The organism is Thermosynechococcus sp. HY596, assembly GCF_030518715.1.
In the GTDB taxonomy this organism is placed as follows: domain Bacteria; phylum Cyanobacteriota; class Cyanobacteriia; order Thermosynechococcales; family Thermosynechococcaceae; genus Thermosynechococcus.
On the sequence record NZ_CP130346.1, the window covers coordinates 2,160,937 to 2,174,459 of the forward strand.

Below are 13,523 nucleotides of genomic sequence, written 5' to 3' on the forward strand. Positions count from 1 at the left end.
TCGCTGCAAATCCCTTATATGCTCTATAGTGCTTGGTTATTGGCGGAGCATAGGCAAAATGACATATTGCTTGGGAATTCTCACCACGTCGGGTCTGGTGATGGCGGCAGACTCTCGCACCAATGCGGGGGTGGATTACATTTCCACCTATCAGAAACTCTTTGATTTTTCGGTGCCGGGGGAGCGGGTGATTGTCATTTGTACCGCTGGTAACCTTTCAATTACTCAGGAAGTGCTCACGCTCATTCGCCGTGATCTCAAGGGTCAGTTGGAGCACAGTCTCAACTCACTGCCCAATATGTACGAGGTAGCCCGCTATGTCGGTGGTAAGCTGCGGGAGGTCACCGATAGTCATCGCCCTTGGTTGGCCAAAGATAACATTGACTACCAATGCACATTTCTGGTGGGGGGGCAAATTCGTGGCGAGGAACCCTACCTCTACCTGATCTACAGTCAGGGCAACTTTCTGCAAGCGACCCCCGAAACTCCCTTTCTTCAAATTGGTGAAACAAAATATGGCAAGCCGATTTTAGACCGCACGTTGCGCTTCGATACGCCGGTAGATGCGGCGGCAAAGTATGCACTGCTCTCCCTTGATTCAACGATGAAATCCAATATCTCCGTCGGCCCCCCCCTTGACCTGATCATGTACCGCACCGATAGCTTTCAGATCTGTCACCGCGCCGAATTTGTCTTGGGTGATCCTTTTTTGTCGAAGGTGCGGCAGTTCTGGGAGGCCTCCCTACGGCGGGCTTTTGAGGAAATGCCCGACATTGAATGGAATCGGCGTCAACCCTCCCCCACGTCCTCAATGGTGCTACCAACACCGGAAACCCTTGTTGCAGATTAGAAAAAGCCAACTATGACATCTCCTTCGTTAGCGCAGCAAGTAGCAGCTCTCGGCATTGATCACATTCAGCGGCATCTATTCCTATGTGCTGATCAAACCAAACCCCTGTGCTGTGACAAGGCAGTGGGTTTAGAAGCATGGGAGTATTTGAAAAAACGCCTCAAGGAATTGGGCTTGGATCAACCGCGCCCAGAGGGCTGTATTTTTCGCACAAAGGCCAATTGCCTACGGGTGTGTCAACAAGGCCCCATTTTAGTGGTCTATCCCGATGGCGTCTGGTATCACTCGGCAACGCCAGCAGTTATTGAGCGGGTGATTCAGGAGCATGTGCTGAGGGGGCAGATTGTCCAAGAGTATCTACTGGCGTCACCACCGCCCGAAAGAGCAGGCGATCGCCCCACCAATAGCCCGCATGGGTAATGCGCACCGGTGTCCCTTTCTCTAAGGACACGCGATCGCTTTGGTGCTGGTGCGGATCAAAGGGAACACAGGCTCCAACCTCACCAATGGCTTTGACTCCCCACTGTTGCAAGAGTTGAAACACTGGCTTTACCAGGGGCAAAATCCGCTGGGCGGGGGCGGTGGGGTTTTGGCTAGCAGCATAAGCGGCAGTGGGCCAGAAACGCAGAAACGGCTCCAGGATCTGAAGGGCTTGGTGTTGGAGCGCCGCCTCAGCAGCCGATTCACCATAGAGCCACTGAAACAACTCCAAGGGAGTCACCCCCAGAACTTGGGCAAGGTGTTCGAGGGTTTCTAGGCGCAGTTGGTGTAGGTCGCCAGACCAAATGGCATTGGCTTGCTGGCGGCTAAATCCTTTACGGCGTAGTTGACTCTTGCGGGTAATGCCGGCCATGGCGAGGCGGGCTTGCAGACGCTGGCTCATGGTTCTAGGCGCTGCCCCGTTTGCTCATCAAAGAAGTGGAAATGCTGGGGATCAGGGCGCAAATACAGGCGATCGCCCCGCTGAATCGGCTGTTGTCCCGGCAAGCGCACCCGCAACAATTCTCCTGTTGCAGTGAGGTGAACCGTCAACCCCGTTTCATGGCCAAGGGCTTCCACCAGATCTACTTCAACGGGCAGCGTATTCTCTGCATCGGCCGTCGCCAGCACAAAATGCTCAGGACGAATCCCCAACCATGCCTTGGATACCGAGGGTAAGGGCTGGCTTAGGGACAACTGCCAATGGTGGTACTGAATCTTCCCTTGGTTGAGGGTCACGGCTAAGAAATTCATTGGCGGTGAGCCAATAAACTCAGCGACAAAGCGATTGGCAGGGCGTTGATACAGGTCGAGGGGGCTGGCAATTTGTTGGATTTGACCTTGGTGCAGCACCACAATGCGATCGCCCATCGTCATCGCTTCCGTTTGATCATGGGTCACATAAATGGTTGTGATGCCCAATTGCCGCTGAAGTTGGACAATTTGAGCGCGGGTTTCGGTGCGCAGCTTGGCATCAAGGTTTGAAAGCGGTTCATCCATCAAAAAGACTTGGGGATTGCGGGCCATGGCTCGTCCGAGGGCCACCCGCTGCTTCTGACCACCCGACAGTTGTTTGGGATAGCGATAGAGCAAGTGACCAATTTGCAACATCGCCGCAATCTGCATCACCCGCTGGTGAATCATGCGTTCGCGGGGAAAAGAGAGTTGCATCCCCTTGGGGAGCGATCGCGTCCAGCGGGTCAGGGTCGCTTCAATGGGGGCGGGTAACAGGCCATTCATTTGCGAGTTGCGGCGCAAGCCAAAGGCCAAGTTGTCATAAACCGTGAGATGGGGATAGAGGGCATAGCTTTGAAAAACCATGGCAATGTCCCGCGCTTTGGGGGGTAAACCATTGACCACGCGATCGCCCACCCAAATTGTGCCCGTGGTTGGTTCATCCAAACCCGCAATCAGCCGCAGCAGGGTACTTTTGCCACACCCCGAAGGCCCCACCAGCACCAAAAACTCGCCCGCACCGACCCTCAGATCAATCCCTTGCAGCACCGTGACATCATGCCCGCGCTGGGGGTCGCGATAGACCTTGGTCAGTTGTTCAAGGCGTACACCGGTCACGATCGCTATCCTAGAGGGGCTAATTGGCTAGAATCCCACACTGAGGCGAATCTGACAAGACACCTAGGCAAGGTGCAGATTCAGTACCGAACGGGGCGCACGGCGGACTCGTGCCCGAATCGTCGGCAGTCCGAGCCGTTGACAGGCTTCGTAGCGATGACACCCCGAAAAGCCATAGTACTGCCCTTCGACTTCAAGGACATCAATGGGTTCCTGCTGGCCAATTTCCGCAATGGAGGCCATCAAGGCTGCGACTTTTGCAGGATCCGTTTGCCGCATCAGGGGACGACGAATGGCATTGAGGGGCAAATCGATCACTCGCATTGACTTATCCAAACTCATTATGACTTTATTTTAGCAAGCGATCTGCAATCGGCCACAAAACTCCCTTGAATAACTTCCTAAGTTTGCAGTAAGACAATAGGGGTCGGCTTTTAGCCGTTGGTTGTGCAGTTTACATGGGTTTTTTATGGGTTTGCAACGTCGTCGCTTCCTCACCCTTGCCGCCGCCGGTATGGGGGCAGCACTTTTTCCCCAAGGATTACAGCTTCTCTATCAACGGGCAGCCCAAGGTGAACTGCTGACCACACGCGGATTTGGCCCCTTGGTGAAGGATCCCAATGGCCTGTTGGATTTGCCGGCAGGCTTTCAGTATCGGGTGTTTTCCAAGCTGGGCGATCGCCTGAGTGATGGTGCCCCCGTCCCGACGCTCCATGATGGCATGGCCGCCTTCCCCGGCCCCGATGGCACGACCATCCTTGTGCGCAACCATGAGATGTATCCGGGGCTACCCCGTGCCTTTCAGGGGGTGGTGGCTCCCAAGGAGCGGATGTATGACCCCATTGCCCCCGGCGGCACCACTACACTCGTGGTGAGTAAAGATCGGCAACTCCTCAAGCATTACGTTTCTTTGGCCGGTACCTCGCGCAATTGTGGTGGCGGCAAAACCCTTTGGGGCAGTTGGATTAGCTGCGAGGAAACCATTTCCACGCCCGAACATCCTGCCAACCGCGGTCCGGTGCAAAAACGCCACGGCTACAACTTTGAAGTACCGATCAGTGCCCAAGGCCCCGTGACGCCAGTTCCCCTCAAGGCAATGGGGCGCTTTCAACATGAGGCGATCGCCATCGACCCGCAAACGCATATCGTCTATCAAACAGAGGATCGCGGCGATAGTCTCTTTTATCGCTTTATTCCCAAGGAACCCACCAACCTTGCTGCTGGCGGCCAACTCCAAGCCTTGAAAATCAAACGCTACCCGAAAATTAACACCGGTCAGGATTTTCCCCTACGCAAACCCTTCGAGGTGGAATGGGTAAATATCACCCAGCCTGACCCTCCCCTAGACACCGTGCGCTATGAGGGCTATGACAAGGGGGCAGCCCAATTTGTACGCGGTGAAGGCCTCTGCTACCACAATGGCGAGTTTTACTTTACAGCCACCAGTGGTGGTGAAAAGCGGCTAGGCCAAATCTGGCGATACCGCCCCGGTCGCACCGCAGCAGATGGTGGCACGATTGAGCTGTTTGTCGAGTCCCCCGGCAAAGAGGTTCTTGATTATCCCGATAACTTGACGATGGCCCCTTGGGGAGATCTCATTTGCTGCGAAGATGGCGACGATGCCATTAATCGCCTCATTGGTATCACCCCCCAAGGAGAGCTATACACCTTTGCGCGCAATGCCCTCAATGATCAAGAACTGGCAGGGGTTTGCTTCTCACCCGACGGCCAAACCATGTTTGTCAATCTCTACCATCCGGGGATGACCTTTGCCATTTGGGGGCCCTGGGATCGGCGGGGTTAATGCCCACAGCAAAAGGGAGCCAAGAATGACCTGACTCCCTCGTTATTTTCCTACTGACTCAACTCAACACTTCAACCCAGTGTCATTGCTGCCTTAGCTCAGCGCCACAGGGGAGCGATCGTAGGTGGCACCAAAGACGGGGTTAATTTTCCCTTGGATTTGGTTCCAGTAGTGGGCTGCCGCCACCGGCATGCCGATTGCTTCTGCCATCCGGGCAAGGAGGGTTTGTTCACGGCTTTTAATCATCACATGATGTGCCATCGCCAAGGAGCGAGCCATTTCGTTAACCGTTGCCGTCACGGGCACAGAAGCCACATTATCGGCCAAGCGAGCAGCGGGAACACCGGCGGGTTGTTTGCCTTTTTGATACTTGACACCCCGATAGGTCATGATTTTTAAGGAGTCTTCCGGTGGATTTGTCGGAGCAGCCACACGATAGGTGCTACCGCGATACTTGGCCACGACATCCGTTGCTTGGCTGTTGATCGCTGGAGGAACGTAGTTGTATTGAACGCCGCGATAAGTAAGAGTCGTCATAATTTTCGCCCCATTTTTATTACAAGGTGGACTGATTGAGGCGCGTTCCTTCGGGATCTGTTGCCCTACTTCCGTCCCTCGCGAAGGTACAACGCTGACAATTAAACTCGGTCTGAAAAGCGTTTACTGATGTCCTGCGAGAGATGAACGATTTATTTCTGTATCTAATTTAACAATTTCTCGACCTTAAAGCAAGCTGTTCATAGAAATTTACAATACTCGGGTCAACACTTCCTTAGGGGTGTCATGGGCTAAGACAACAAAAAAGGCCAACCCAGAGGATTGACCCAATTAGATGATTTTTGAATGTTTATCGAGGAGTGGTTTTAGCCCTCGGCTAGGGGATAGACACTCACGCGCTTGCGATTTTTGCCATAGCGCTCAAAGGTGACCACACCCGCGATCGTTGCAAAAAGAGTATCGTCACTGCCGCGACCGACATTGACGCCGGGGTGAAACTTTGTCCCCCGCTGCCGTACAAGAATGTGACCGGCCTTAACCACTTCACCGCCAAAGTGCTTGACCCCCAGACGCTGGGCATTGGAGTCACGACCGTTGCGGGTACTACCTGTTCCTTTCTTGTGTGCCATGTTAACCTCCTAGGGATTCACCGTTGAGACGAATCTCGTTGATCATGATGCGGGTCAGTTCTTGGCGATGGCCTTGTTTTTTGCGGGTTTTCTTTTTCGGACGCATTTTATAGACAATCACCTTGGGGCCGCGACGATGCTCCATCACCGTACCAGAGACAACCGCACCACTAACGTAGGGTTGACCGACGTGGACTTGGCTATCGGTTTGCACCAGCAACACCCGTTCTAGATCAATTGTGCCCTCTGGCTCGACGGGGAGCCGCTCCACATCGTAAAAGCGCCCGGCTTCAACGCGCAGTTGCTTGCCACCGGTCTCAATGATTGCGTATGCCATAGAAACTAAAAAACTCCTTGCCGTGCAGGTGAGGGGATGCGTGCCTCTTGCAAAACCTGTTCCGTGCAAACTCAACAATTTTCCATCATAAAATTTATCCCCTGTGGCTGTCAAACCCCTAGCCAACCCAAGGCAGACTGCCGGTTGAACGTTTGCTCAGTTTGGGGCGCTCATCGAGGGAGATGTCCTTAAACATGTCTGGATAGTAAAAAACAATGAGGGTGGTACCCACACAAATGACATCTTCATGGTGGAGGAGGGTGCTGTGCTGAATTGGCAGGCCATTGAGGAGCGTGCCATTGCGACTGTGGTAATCACTAATGAAATAGAGGGGCTGCCCCTTAAAGAGAAAGGCGTTGATGACGGCATGCACTCGCGAGACGTAGGTATCTTTGAGGAGAATACTGCAATCCAGTTGGCGACCAATCGTCCACTGGCGATCGGGACTGAGAATAACTTCCCGTTTCGGCAAACCACGTTCGCGAATGATCAGCCATGCTTTGGGGTAGGTTGGTGCTGACATGGGTGTCTCCCCCCACTCTGGGATGCCCTTAGCCTAGATCGCCTAGATGACAAACGTTGCCCCATCCCCTTGAGCCGCTTGCCAACTACGGGCATCAAAGTATAAATCCTCAAGGGAAATACTGGCCAAGGCATCTTGAAGTTTTTGGTGCAGACGTTGCCAGAGGCTGAGGGTTACCCAATCTGCTGTGCTGTCTTCTGGTTGGGGAGGATGCAAAAACAGGGGGGTTGGCGATTCACCAACGGCAGTGAGGATGTCCCGCAGGGAAATGGCGGCCGGCGGACGGGCCAGTTGATAGCCCCCATAGACGCCTCGCAGCGATCGCACCAAGCCAGCCCGCCGCAATTCAATCAAGAGTTTTTCCAGATAGGGGGCAGGAATCTTTTGCCGCTCAGCAATGGCGCGCACGGAGGCAGGCCCATAGTTGGGTAACAGACTCAAGTCCAATAGAGCCTTGATACTGTAGTGGCCACGGGTGGTGAGGGTCACGCTGCTTTGCCAACGGTGGTAATGTACAGAACCGCTTCTTGCGGGGGAATGCCCAAGAGATCGTTGACCTGATCATCAAAGAAACCGCCAATGCCACTGACCCCTAGCCCCAAAGCGGTGGCAGCCAAATTGATCCGCTGTCCAAGGTGGCCAGCATCCATGTGGAGGTAGCGATAAGCCCGTTCCCCATAGCGAGCGATCGCCCGCTCCAGATTGGCGGTATGGAAAATCACCACGGCGGCATCGCGACCGAGGTCTTGATTGAGGCAGAGGAAATGCAACTGCTCTTGAAAGTTCTTGAAGCGAATTTGGCGTAGCTCATGCTCGGCCACAGCATAGTAGTAGCAGCCCTCCTCCAGATCCTTGACCCGCGTCACGGCAATAAAGGTTTCCACCAATGTCGGGTCAAAGAAACTAGGGGCTTCATCTAGGCCTTGATCGCGGTAGTCCTGAGGATGGTAGGCAAAGGTGAGCAGGGCAGCTAGTTGATCCACCTCAATCCCTTGGCCACTGTACTGACGAGTCGAGCGCCGCTGCAGAATAGTTTGCTGGAGAGCGGCTAGATGGGTTTCCCAGTCAATGATGGTTTTGCTGAGACTCACCCGCAGACCAAAGGGAAAGTTGTATTTACTAGCAGGGGGTTCAGTAGGCTCCTTGGCAGGGGGGCTGGGGATCTCTTTGGCCATGCCGTAGATCATGTCACTATTGGTGAGGGCACTGGCACGATGGTAAGCCTTCAGTAGCTCGCCACTGGCGATCGCCCCATAGTCATAGCAGGTGGCAGAGGCCAACACTGCGGGGAAGGTGGACAAGTTTTCACCCACTTCGAGTAAATTGGCAAGGGCAACCACCGCCAACACTCCCTCCTGTTCTGGATCAAGGTAAAGCAGTTCATTCATTTGGGCATCCACAAAACCACCAATGAAGTGAGCGCGAAAGTCATGGATATTGGCGGCCAGTTCCACATTCCCCAAAAGGTGCCCAATGTCGAGGCAAATGCGGCGATAGGCGCGATCGCCATAACGCCAAGCGGAACGGTAAAAGACGGCTGTCACGATCAGCGCAATGTGCGTCCTTTCTAGCGCTGGATGCCAAAGACAAGCGGCCTGTAGGGCTGACCAAGAATAGCTTTGCCACACCTGCACAAGGGCATGGTCTTTCACTTGGTAGTTATAAATGCCAGCGGGAATGGCGGTGTCGTTGCGAGTGAGGAGATAGATTTCCGCTGGATATAGCCCCCCGGCAGAAGGTGCTGCCCGCATATAAAAGGGCTGATCGGGATAGGGAACCACCCCAGTAATGCCATAGGTACAGTACAACAACCGTGAGAGTCGCTGCCAGTGGGGGTGGGCTGCCCCCTGCTCAGGTTCTAAAAACGGCTTGAGGGAGAAGAACTGACCAAGGGGATAGGTTTTGAAGGGACTGGGCTGGCGACTAAAATCGAGCGGTGCTGCCTGTTGGGCTAAGGTCTCAGGGGCGTACTTGGTGCGTTCGTGGTAATGCTGTGCCAAGGAAAGCGGTTGAAACCCCATTGTGGTGCCTCACCAAGTTAAGAAACCATTAAATAAAATGAACTTCTTCAATAAATCCCCCTACAGTCAAAAAGGTTTAGGTAGAAATACTTAGTCACAGTACAACGCTCTTTATACCATTATGGCCAAATTCAGCAATGAGGAACTATTGGCAGCCTATGCAGCGGGGGAACGAGATTTTCGGGGCAGCGATCTGACGGGTCTGAGCCTTTTTGACACCAATCTCAGCGATGCCGATTTTAGTGACAGTGATCTGGAGAATGCCTATCTGCCCTATTGCCAGTTGAATCGAATTCAAGCGACTGCCACCAATCTACGCCACAGTGAATTAGGGGATGCTCAGTTGTATCAAGCGAACCTTGCGGCAGCGGATCTTGAAGGAGCCAACCTTGTCCGCACCAACCTCCGATCGGCCAATTTGGAACGGGCAAACCTGCAAGGCGCTAATCTTCAGGGGGCGGATCTGCGCTATGCCAATTTGCGACAAGCGAATCTCCAAGGGGCCAACCTGCAACAGGCCAATTTAGAGCAGGCAGATTTAACGGCAGCACAGGTACAGCGGTGTAATTTTTTTCGGGCAACGGGTGTTGATCTGTCGGCTGCGGTGTGCGATCGCACCACAGTTTATCCCGATGGCTATTTTTACCCCTGACTCAGGGTGATGAGGGTGACTGGATTAAGGGGATGGAGGCGGTGGCCTTGACCCAAGGGAACGGAGCGGCTGAGTTGCACGTGTAGCACTTGCGGGCTGATTTGCTGGGTCTGACACCAATGGAGAACTTGGCCTTGGTGTTCAAGGGTGGCGATCGCCAGCACCACCCGGCCGCCAGCTTTCAAGTGTGACCAACAATAGTCAAGATTGGCCAGTAATTGGGCACCACTGCCGCCAATAAACACGCGATCCGGTTGCGGCAAGCCACTGAGGCTCTGGGGAGCCGCCCCTTGAATTGGGATCAGATTGGTCAAACCAAAAGCCTTGCGGTTGCGCTCAATCAGTTGGCAGCCAATCGCCGTTTTCTCGATCCCATAGATGGTGGCTTGGGGAGCAAGGCGGGCGATTTCCACAGCGACACTGCCGGTGCCGGCACCTATATCCCAAACGGTTTCGATAGTGCTGGTGAGGGCAAGTTCCGCCAAGGCCAATACCCGCACTTCCCGCTTCGTCATCAAGCTGGGGCGATCGCCAAAGGTGAAAAATTGATCATCCCCTAAGCCAAAAACGGGCTGTTCCCGAGGGGGTAGGTGCTGGGGTTGACGCAGGAGCACCACCAAATTCAAGGGATGTACTGGCGGCAATTCCGTCACTGGTTGGGCTAAGTCCCACCGCAGAATGGCTTCCTCTGCGCTACCCAAGGCCTGACACACCCACGCCCGATAGGACACAGGCAGGTGCAATGCTTGATATAAGCGGCTAATGGCAGCAATATTAGCCTCACCATCGGTATAGATGGCAATTTTCTCCACCCCCCGCTGCAACAGCGGCACCAACCCGGCTAAATCGCGACCGTGGGCACTGTAGATCACGGCATCCTGCCAAGGGAGCTTGAGGCGACTAAAGGCCAACTGCACCGCACTGAGGTGGGGATGAAATGTCAACTGATCGGGGGTAAAAACTTCAAGGAGCCAGCGTCCCAAGCCGTAAAACAGGGGATCGCCACTGGTGAGAATGACCACTTGGGGGTCGGGGGTTGTTGCCAAGTGGGTTTGAATCGCCTTGAAAGTGGCATGAAAGTCTCGTAGAGACAAGCGGGGGGCGTCTCCGTGGGGAATCAACTGAAGATGGCGATCGCTCCCCACCAAGAGCGTCGCTGTGCGAATAATTTCCTGAACTGTTGCCCCCAACCCTGCCAGCCCCTCTAGGCCAATGCCGACTACATGAATCGGGGTCACGCTGACTCCTCACTATCGGCCAACTCCAGTAGGGCATTCACAATCGCTGCCGCCACAGGCGACCCCCCCTTGCGACCGGCAACGCGAATTTGAGGCACGGGCAGTTGGGCAAGGGCTGCTTTTGACTCTACAACATTGACAAAGCCAACGGGGACACCAATGACGCCCGCCGGCGGTACACGGGTTTGTTGCAGGCGATCGCACAGGGCAAGGAGCGCCGTTGGCGCATTCCCAACCACAAACAGGCCATAGGGCCACTGTTGCCAAGCGCGGATCATCCCTGCTTCGCTGCGGGTTTGACTAGGGGCGGTGTGGCTGCCATCGTCGAGGGCGGTAATAATTGGATTCTGAAAGGTACGGCTGACCATGGTTTGAATGCCGACCCTGACCATGGCCACATCGGTAATAATCGGCACACCTGAGCGCAGGGCCTGTGTGATGTGGGCGATCGCCCCCGGCGAAATCTCCAGCAGGTTCTTAAACTCAAAATCTGCTGTGCTGTGGATAATTCGCCGCAAAATCGCATAGCTTGGGGCATCAAAAGGGTGAGGACCGATCTCGCGATCAATGATGGCAAAACTGGCTTGGGCAATGGGATGCAGCAGAGACACAGGACTTCTGATAGGATAGTAGAACTGCCTAAACGTGGAGAGATGGCCGAGTGGTCGAAGGCGCAGCACTGGAAATGCTGTGTGGGGCAACTCACCGAGGGTTCGAATCCCTCTCTCTCCGTCCTATTGTTATCTTGCCACTACAGGGGGTATCCTTTGCGGCAACCAAGGGAGAGGTGGCTGCCCTAGAATAGAAAGCATAGAGAATACTCCCAACGCAGTTAGGGGTTCTTAAGTGCTTAATTTCTAACCCCCTTGAGGATTCTTTACTATGCGTTTCTCCTCAATCCCTTGGATAGTAATTGCCAGTATGCTGCCTGCTGTACCTGTCTTTGCTAATTCCGCTGCCATTGGCACGATTCAAGTTAGCCCCGAGTTGCGATCGGTACTGCAATCAGCCCCCGATCCTACGGCAAACCCCAATGCTGTCCAACCTGCGAGTAATATGGCAGAGATTGAAAACAGCCTAGAGATTTCGCCTGTGCCTACTCGCCCCGATCCAAAGGTGTACAGGCAGTTTGAAGAGCCGCGTAATAATCGCGGTCTTGGCTTCAAAGTGGGCATCTAGGGATTCAGGGCAGTACTTTTGGCCGCGTGCAGTTGGCCATTGTGTTGATCGAGTAGAGCTTGAGCGGCAAGGGCGTCCAGTCCTGTCCAGTACATGAGCAGAGCACGCTTCACTTGGTAGCCACTGCGTTCGAGAAGGTCTGCTGCTGCTGCGCGATCAATTCCCGTGAGATCCGTAAGAATCCGCAGGGCACGATCCAAAAGCTTACGGTTGCTGACGGCTACATCCACCATGCGGTTGCCATAGACTTTGCCCAACTGCACCATCACCCCCGTGGAAATGATATTCAATGCCATCTTTGTGGCAGTACCGGCTTTCAAACGGGTAGATCCGGCAAGGAGTTCTGGCCCAACCAACAGGCGAATGTCAATGTCGGCAGCCCGCTGTACCTGATCCGAGGGAACACAGGCCATAAAGACCGTAAGTGCCCCTACTGCTTGCGCTGCATCCAGTGCCCCATGGACATAGGGAGTGGTTCCGCCAGCGGTAATCCCAATCAAGACATCTTGGGCAGTGATCTGGCGATCGCCCACCACGGCGGCGCCATCTTCGTAGCGATCCTCAAGGCCTTCAGAACTGCGCACAAGGGCAGCCTCACCGCCAGCCAGAATGCCTTGAACCAAATGGGGCGGTGTACAAAACGTGGGCGGACATTCGGCAGCATCCAAAACCCCCAAGCGACCACTGGTGCCGGCACCAATGTAGAAGAGGCGTCCCCCTTGGCGAAGGCGGGCTGCTGTGGCGGTAATGGTTTGGGCTAAGGCCTCGCGGGCTTGGGCGATCGCCCGCAGCGTCTGGGCATCTTCCTGATTAAAAAGATCAACTAGTTCCAAGGGAGTGAGCTGATCCAGATTTTGGCTGGCGGGATTGATCTGCTCCGTCAAGAGATGACCACGACTAGGGAGTTCTTGGAGATCTGTCATGGCCGCGCTGAAATTTCTGCCATTTCAATCACAGTGCCGTCGTAGTCCTTAACAAGGAAATTGAGGGGGCGATCGCTGCGCATTTTGTAGCGCAACTGCCGCCGCTGAATCCGCAGCAATAGGAGCTCGAGGCACTCACGGTCAAAGCAGACATGGCGCTGACGGTTGCGTTCCCCCTTGCTGGCACCACTAATGACATGCAGTTGCGTATTTTTCTTGAGTTGGTACCACAACCCATCCCTAGGGCTGGGGCGCTTGGGGCTGCTGTAGCTCAAGGCCGAGGGCACATAGAGCGGATCCATCGAAGCCACGCCAAGGGTTTGCTCATAGTTGTAGTAGTAGTGCAGCGGTACATCAGCGATCGGCAAATGCAACTCCTGCTCGTAGAACTGCCGCGCGTGCTCTAGATCCGAAACCATGATCGTATAGACTTTGGGGGCACTGGACAAAAAGAGCCACATTGCCCCTGCGTAGCCCATCAGCAGCATGATCATGATCCCCTGGGTGGAGAATACCCCATCCCAGAGACCATCCAGCCAAGCAAATAAAGGAGGAGTCAACAACATGCCAATGTTCTAGGGAAAGCTCCTTTTATTCTAGTGACTATCCTAGTCAACAGACCCAGCAATAGTTTATTCATTGATAAAAATATATTCTTGACGTTGCTGAGACTGGGATTTGCCAAGGGCTGTAGGGGTGTGGGGCTAGGTTATAATCCCTTAATCTGTAAATAATGTTCTCTTAAACACGAGTTTCCCCTAGAACTGTCGTTGTGAGCTATGCCCCTCAGCGCATTTTGCCAGACGAGTGTTTACCA

General features: G+C 54.2%; 18 protein-coding genes, 1 tRNA gene and 1 riboswitch. Of the genes, 6 read left to right on the forward strand and 13 right to left on the reverse strand.

The genetic code is table 11. The annotated features are described in order from the left end of the window. The first annotated feature begins 58 nt into the window (after positions 1 to 58). Positions 59 to 850, forward strand: a complete 792-nt coding sequence (locus QYC28_RS10625) for a proteasome-type protease (RefSeq protein ID WP_190278070.1) — start codon at positions 59 to 61, stop codon at positions 848 to 850. Between the two features lie 12 nt (positions 851 to 862). Then, a complete protein-coding gene (locus QYC28_RS10630) occupies positions 863 to 1,270 on the forward strand; it encodes a ferredoxin (RefSeq protein WP_149820658.1) in 408 nt (135 codons plus the stop codon). Here QYC28_RS10630 and QYC28_RS10635 read toward each other — a convergent pair. The 3 genes from QYC28_RS10635 to QYC28_RS10645 form a co-directional block, all read right to left on the reverse strand. Further along, a complete protein-coding gene (locus QYC28_RS10635) occupies positions 1,152 to 1,733 on the reverse strand; it encodes a helix-turn-helix domain-containing protein (protein WP_302679465.1) in 582 nt (193 codons plus the stop codon). The two genes, QYC28_RS10630 and QYC28_RS10635, sit on opposite strands and share 119 nt — an antisense overlap. Continuing rightward, entirely contained in the window at positions 1,730 to 2,902 is a 1,173-nt protein-coding gene (locus QYC28_RS10640) for an ABC transporter ATP-binding protein (RefSeq protein ID WP_149820662.1), read from the reverse strand. Before QYC28_RS10640 ends, QYC28_RS10635 begins: the two co-directional genes overlap by 4 nt. Positions 2,903 to 2,965: 63 nt before the next feature. After that, positions 2,966 to 3,226 (reverse strand): ParB N-terminal domain-containing protein, encoded by a 261-nt coding sequence (locus QYC28_RS10645; protein ID WP_149820664.1) that lies wholly within the window; start codon positions 3,224 to 3,226, stop codon positions 2,966 to 2,968. 145 nt (positions 3,227 to 3,371) lie between these two features. Here QYC28_RS10645 and QYC28_RS10650 point away from each other — a divergent pair, with 145 nt between their 5' ends. Continuing rightward, the gene (locus QYC28_RS10650) at positions 3,372 to 4,706 is read left to right on the forward strand and encodes an alkaline phosphatase PhoX (RefSeq protein ID WP_149820666.1); all 1,335 of its coding nucleotides are present in this window, start codon (positions 3,372 to 3,374) and stop codon (positions 4,704 to 4,706) included. A gap of 93 nt (positions 4,707 to 4,799) precedes the next feature. Here QYC28_RS10650 and QYC28_RS10655 read toward each other — a convergent pair whose 3' ends face one another. The 6 genes from QYC28_RS10655 to QYC28_RS10680 form a co-directional block, all read right to left on the reverse strand. Beyond that, positions 4,800 to 5,243, reverse strand: coding sequence for a DUF4278 domain-containing protein (locus QYC28_RS10655; protein WP_149820668.1), 444 nt, complete (start codon positions 5,241 to 5,243; stop codon positions 4,800 to 4,802). A 39-nt stretch (positions 5,244 to 5,282) separates the two neighbouring features. Further along, positions 5,283 to 5,395: riboswitch (Glutamine riboswitch) on the reverse strand. A gap of 174 nt (positions 5,396 to 5,569) precedes the next feature. Further along, the gene (rpmA, locus tag QYC28_RS10660; RefSeq protein WP_149820670.1) at positions 5,570 to 5,833 is read right to left on the reverse strand and encodes a 50S ribosomal protein L27; all 264 of its coding nucleotides are present in this window, start codon (positions 5,831 to 5,833) and stop codon (positions 5,570 to 5,572) included. Between the two features lies 1 nt (position 5,834). Then, positions 5,835 to 6,170 (reverse strand): 50S ribosomal protein L21, encoded by a 336-nt coding sequence (rplU, locus tag QYC28_RS10665; protein ID WP_149820672.1) that lies wholly within the window; start codon positions 6,168 to 6,170, stop codon positions 5,835 to 5,837. A gap of 118 nt (positions 6,171 to 6,288) precedes the next feature. Further along, positions 6,289 to 6,693: an FHA domain-containing protein gene (locus QYC28_RS10670; protein WP_149820675.1), complete on the reverse strand. Its 405-nt coding sequence runs from the start codon at positions 6,691 to 6,693 to the stop codon at positions 6,289 to 6,291. 42 nt (positions 6,694 to 6,735) lie between these two features. Then, positions 6,736 to 7,182, reverse strand: coding sequence for an Rrf2 family transcriptional regulator (locus tag QYC28_RS10675; RefSeq protein WP_149820677.1), 447 nt, complete (start codon positions 7,180 to 7,182; stop codon positions 6,736 to 6,738). Next, positions 7,179 to 8,714, reverse strand: coding sequence for a SagB/ThcOx family dehydrogenase (locus QYC28_RS10680; protein ID WP_302679466.1), 1,536 nt, complete (start codon positions 8,712 to 8,714; stop codon positions 7,179 to 7,181). The genes QYC28_RS10675 and QYC28_RS10680 overlap by 4 nt, the downstream gene beginning before the upstream one ends. Before the next feature lie 121 nt (positions 8,715 to 8,835). Between QYC28_RS10680 and QYC28_RS10685 the strand changes: the two genes are divergently transcribed. Further along, positions 8,836 to 9,366, forward strand: coding sequence for a pentapeptide repeat-containing protein (locus tag QYC28_RS10685; RefSeq protein ID WP_149820681.1), 531 nt, complete (start codon positions 8,836 to 8,838; stop codon positions 9,364 to 9,366). Here QYC28_RS10685 and cbiE read toward each other — a convergent pair. Then, positions 9,357 to 10,604, reverse strand: a complete 1,248-nt coding sequence (gene cbiE, locus QYC28_RS10690; RefSeq protein ID WP_149820683.1) for a precorrin-6y C5,15-methyltransferase (decarboxylating) subunit CbiE — start codon at positions 10,602 to 10,604, stop codon at positions 9,357 to 9,359. The two genes, QYC28_RS10685 and cbiE, sit on opposite strands and share 10 nt — an antisense overlap. Next, a complete protein-coding gene (locus tag QYC28_RS10695; protein ID WP_149820685.1) occupies positions 10,601 to 11,215 on the reverse strand; it encodes a cobalt-precorrin-8X methylmutase in 615 nt (204 codons plus the stop codon). The genes cbiE and QYC28_RS10695 overlap by 4 nt, the downstream gene beginning before the upstream one ends. Before the next feature lie 36 nt (positions 11,216 to 11,251). On the opposite strand from QYC28_RS10695, the gene QYC28_RS10700 reads away from it, so the two are divergent. Both QYC28_RS10700 and QYC28_RS10705 read left to right on the forward strand, forming a co-directional pair. Next, positions 11,252 to 11,336: transfer RNA gene (locus QYC28_RS10700), tRNA-Ser, on the forward strand. A 150-nt stretch (positions 11,337 to 11,486) separates the two neighbouring features. Further along, positions 11,487 to 11,783: a hypothetical protein gene (locus QYC28_RS10705; protein WP_302679467.1), complete on the forward strand. Its 297-nt coding sequence runs from the start codon at positions 11,487 to 11,489 to the stop codon at positions 11,781 to 11,783. Here the strand turns inward: QYC28_RS10705 and murQ are convergent. Beyond that, a complete protein-coding gene (murQ, locus tag QYC28_RS10710) occupies positions 11,780 to 12,706 on the reverse strand; it encodes an N-acetylmuramic acid 6-phosphate etherase (protein WP_302679468.1) in 927 nt (308 codons plus the stop codon). The genes QYC28_RS10705 and murQ overlap by 4 nt on opposite strands. Next, entirely contained in the window at positions 12,703 to 13,272 is a 570-nt protein-coding gene (locus tag QYC28_RS10715) for a glyoxalase-like domain protein (RefSeq protein ID WP_149820691.1), read from the reverse strand. The genes murQ and QYC28_RS10715 overlap by 4 nt, the downstream gene beginning before the upstream one ends. Positions 13,273 to 13,523: the final 251 nt, after the last annotated feature.